Source organism: Pseudomonas sp. NPDC089422, from assembly GCF_044749405.1.
GTDB lineage: Bacteria > Pseudomonadota > Gammaproteobacteria > Pseudomonadales > Pseudomonadaceae > Aquipseudomonas.
Genome location: NZ_JBIVHW010000031.1, coordinates 1 through 3,142, shown reverse-complemented (window position 1 = coordinate 3,142; position 3,142 = coordinate 1). Strand labels below are relative to the sequence as shown.

Below are 3,142 nucleotides of genomic sequence, written 5' to 3'. Positions count from 1 at the left end.
TGTGGGGTTTCCCCATGTGAGAGTAGGTCATCGTCAAGATTCATTTCGCAAAACCCCTATCTGCGCATGCAGGTAGGGGTTTTGTCTTTTCTGGCCGAAATACTCGGTGCTAGTGGCGGTTGCCCACAGCCCTTTTCCTATGCAAGCCAACGACCCCTAGCTATCATGCCAGCCTTATTCCAAGTCGAGACTGGCATGCTGAAGTTGTTGAATCTCCTCAAGGATGGCCGGTTCCATTCCGGAGAAGCCTTGGGGGCAGCCCTCGGGGTAAGTCGCAGCGCCGTTTGGAAGCAGCTGCAACACCTGGAAAGTGAGCTGAACCTCACCATTCATAAAGTTCGTGGGCGTGGCTACCAGTTGGCCGCACCGCTGAGCCTGCTCGATACGCAGGCGATCGCAGAGTTCACCGAGGGTGAGCGCTGGCCCGTTTTCATCCATGAAACCATTGATTCGACCAATGCCGAAGGCTTGCGCCTGGTTGGCGAGGGACAATCAGCGCCATTCCTGGTCCTGGCCGAGCGTCAGAGTGCCGGCCGTGGTCGACGCGGTCGCATGTGGATAAGCCCGTTTGCAGAAAACCTCTATTACAGCCTGGTCCTGCGAGTCGATGGCGGCATGCGTCAGCTGGAGGGTCTCAGCCTGGTGGTCGGGTTGGCCGTGATGCGCACGCTGCAGGGGTTTGGCGTAAAGGACGTGGGGTTGAAGTGGCCCAATGATGTCCTGGTTCGCGGGCAGAAGATCACCGGTATTCTCCTTGAGCTGGTGGGTGATCCTGCAGACGTCTGCCATGTCGTGCTTGGCATTGGCATCAATGTGAACATGCAGGTCAATGAGCAGGTCGATCAGCAGTGGACCTCGATGCGGCGTGAAGTCGGTGTGACAATTGATCGCAACCGCCTGGTGGCCATGCTCAGCCAGCAGTTGCAACATGAATTGGCCCGTCATCGGCGCTACGGTTTTGCCGCATTCCAGGAAGAGTGGGAGCAGGCGCATCTGTGGCAGGGGCGGAATGTGTCGCTCATCGCGGGTAACACCCATATTGCTGGTGTGGTGCTGGGCGTGGACGGGCAGGGCGGATTGCGCCTTGAGGTTGACGGCGTGGAAAAGAGCTTCAGTGGTGGTGAGCTCAGTTTGAGGTTGCGTGATGATTCTTGAGCTCGATTGCGGTAACAGTTTCATCAAGTGGCGTGTCATTCACGCTGCCGACGCCACCATTGTGGGTGGTGGAATTGTCGATTCGGACCAGGCACTGGTGGGCGAGGTCGCGGCACTTCCCTCATTGCGCCTTACAGGCTGTCGAATTGTCAGTGTACGCAGCGAGGATGAGACCGCAGCCCTCTGTGCGCTGATCGCCAAGGCTTTTTCAGTCGTTGCCCGTGTTGCCGAGCCTGCGCAGGAAATGGCAGGTGTGCGCAATGGTTATGAGGACTTCCAGCGCCTGGGCATGGACCGCTGGCTGGCGGCATTGGGTGCATTCCATCTTGCCAAGGGCGCATGCCTGGTGATTGACCTGGGCACCGCGGCCAAGGCAGATTTCGTCTCGGCCGATGGCGAGCACCTGGGCGGCTACATTTGCCCGGGCATGCCGCTGATGCGTAGCCAGCTGCGTACGCATACCCGCCGTATTCGCTATGACGACGCTTCGGCTGAGCGCGCCTTGAGCAGCCTTGCGCCAGGGCGCTCGACTGTAGAAGCGGTAGAGCGAGGTTGTGTATTGATGCTGCAGGGTTTTGCCCGCACTCAGCTCGAGCAGGCTCGGGCTTTGTGGGGGGAGGACTTCACGGTGTTCCTGACGGGTGGGGATGCGCCGTTGGTACGAGAGGCTGCGCCGCAGGCCAGGGTCGTCCCTGACCTGGTATTTGTCGGCTTGGCCATGGCCTGTCCACTGGACTGAGGTGCATATGCGTTGGTTGTTTCTGCTGTTGCTGGTGCTCAACGTCTTCTATTACGTCTGGCACCAACAGGAAGCCCCGCTGAAGGCGAAGGACGTCGCGCCGTTGTCGTTGTACAAAGGTAGTCAGCAAGAGATCCGCCTGCTCAAGGAAACTGGGGCGTCTGCACCGGCCCGGCGACGCGATGAATGCCTGGTAGTGGGTGGGCTGTCTGCTCGCGATCAGCTCGATGCGCTGCGGCAACGCCTGCTGAGCCTGGACATCAATGCTGCGCCGGTATCTGGGCAGCTGCCTGGAGCCGAAGGTTTCTGGCTCAAGATTTCCCCGGAAAGCGAGCGTTTGCTGGACCAAACCATCCTTGAGACTCTTTCCAACGATTTCAAAGACTTAAAACGTAAAATTATTTTCTGCCAGGGTATTGCAACTGGCGAATAGCTTGATAGAATGGCGCCCGCTTCACAGGGAACACCACTCAGGTGGCAGAACTGGAAGCGAGTGTCAAAGCAGCTAAGTTTCAGATTTGATTGAAAAAATTTGAAAAAACGCTTGACACTGGGACGGCAGACAAATAGAATGCCGGCCACATCTGGAGGGATTCCCGAGCGGTCAAAGGGGACGGACTGTAAATCCGTTGCGAGAGCTTCGAAGGTTCGAATCCTTCTCCCTCCACCAGTTTTAGCGAGAGCCGCAAGCTCCGCGGGTATAGTTTAGTGGTAGAACCTCAGCCTTCCAAGCTGATGATGCGGGTTCGATTCCCGCTACCCGCTCCAAGTTTGCCGGATTTTGCGCAAAGTGTTTCGCTCTTGTAGCTCAGTTGGTAGAGCACACCCTTGGTAAGGGTGAGGTCAGCGGTTCAAATCCGCTCAAGAGCTCCATATAAACAAGGCAGATATGAAAATATCTGCCTTTGTTTTATCAGCGTAAGACTATTTTCTTCTGCGGAGGATTGTATCGATGGCTAAGGAAAAGTTTGATCGTTCCCTTCCCCACGTTAACGTCGGCACTATCGGCCACGTTGACCACGGTAAGACCACTCTGACCGCAGCTCTGACTCGCGTCTGCTCCGAAGTTTTCGGTTCGGCAGTCGTTGAGTTCGACAAAATCGACTCGGCTCCAGAAGAAAAAGCGCGCGGTATCACCATCAACACCGCTCATGTCGAGTACAACTCGAACATTCGTCACTACGCTCACGTTGACTGCCCAGGTCACGCTGACTACGTGAAGAACATGATCACCGGTGCTGCCCAGAT

Annotated in this window: 4 protein-coding genes and 3 tRNA genes; all 7 read left to right on the top strand. The window is 56.7% G+C overall.

From position 1 onward, the window contains the following. The first annotated feature begins 195 nt into the window (after nucleotides 1-195). Complete coding sequence (gene birA / locus ACIPZ8_RS28005; RefSeq protein WP_400730377.1) at nucleotides 196-1,155, top strand: bifunctional biotin--[acetyl-CoA-carboxylase] ligase/biotin operon repressor BirA; 960 nt, start codon at nucleotides 196-198, stop codon at nucleotides 1,153-1,155. Continuing rightward, nucleotides 1,145-1,894 carry a pantothenate kinase gene (locus ACIPZ8_RS28000; RefSeq protein WP_400730374.1) on the top strand — a complete coding sequence of 250 codons (750 nt, stop codon included), beginning with the start codon at nucleotides 1,145-1,147 and terminating at the stop codon, nucleotides 1,892-1,894. The genes birA and ACIPZ8_RS28000 overlap by 11 nt, the downstream gene beginning before the upstream one ends. A gap of 7 nt (nucleotides 1,895-1,901) precedes the next feature. Then, nucleotides 1,902-2,327, top strand: a complete 426-nt coding sequence (locus ACIPZ8_RS27995; protein WP_400730371.1) for a hypothetical protein — start codon at nucleotides 1,902-1,904, stop codon at nucleotides 2,325-2,327. Nucleotides 2,328-2,480: 153 nt separating this feature from the next. Continuing rightward, nucleotides 2,481-2,564 (top strand) — tRNA-Tyr (locus tag ACIPZ8_RS27990). 24 nt (nucleotides 2,565-2,588) lie between these two features. After that, nucleotides 2,589-2,662, top strand: a tRNA-Gly gene (locus tag ACIPZ8_RS27985). Nucleotides 2,663-2,691: 29 nt separating this feature from the next. Further along, nucleotides 2,692-2,767: transfer RNA gene (locus tag ACIPZ8_RS27980), tRNA-Thr, on the top strand. 79 nt (nucleotides 2,768-2,846) lie between these two features. Further along, nucleotides 2,847-3,142 (top strand): GTP-binding protein (locus ACIPZ8_RS27975; RefSeq protein WP_232885565.1); only part of this gene is annotated, 296 nt, incomplete at its 3' end.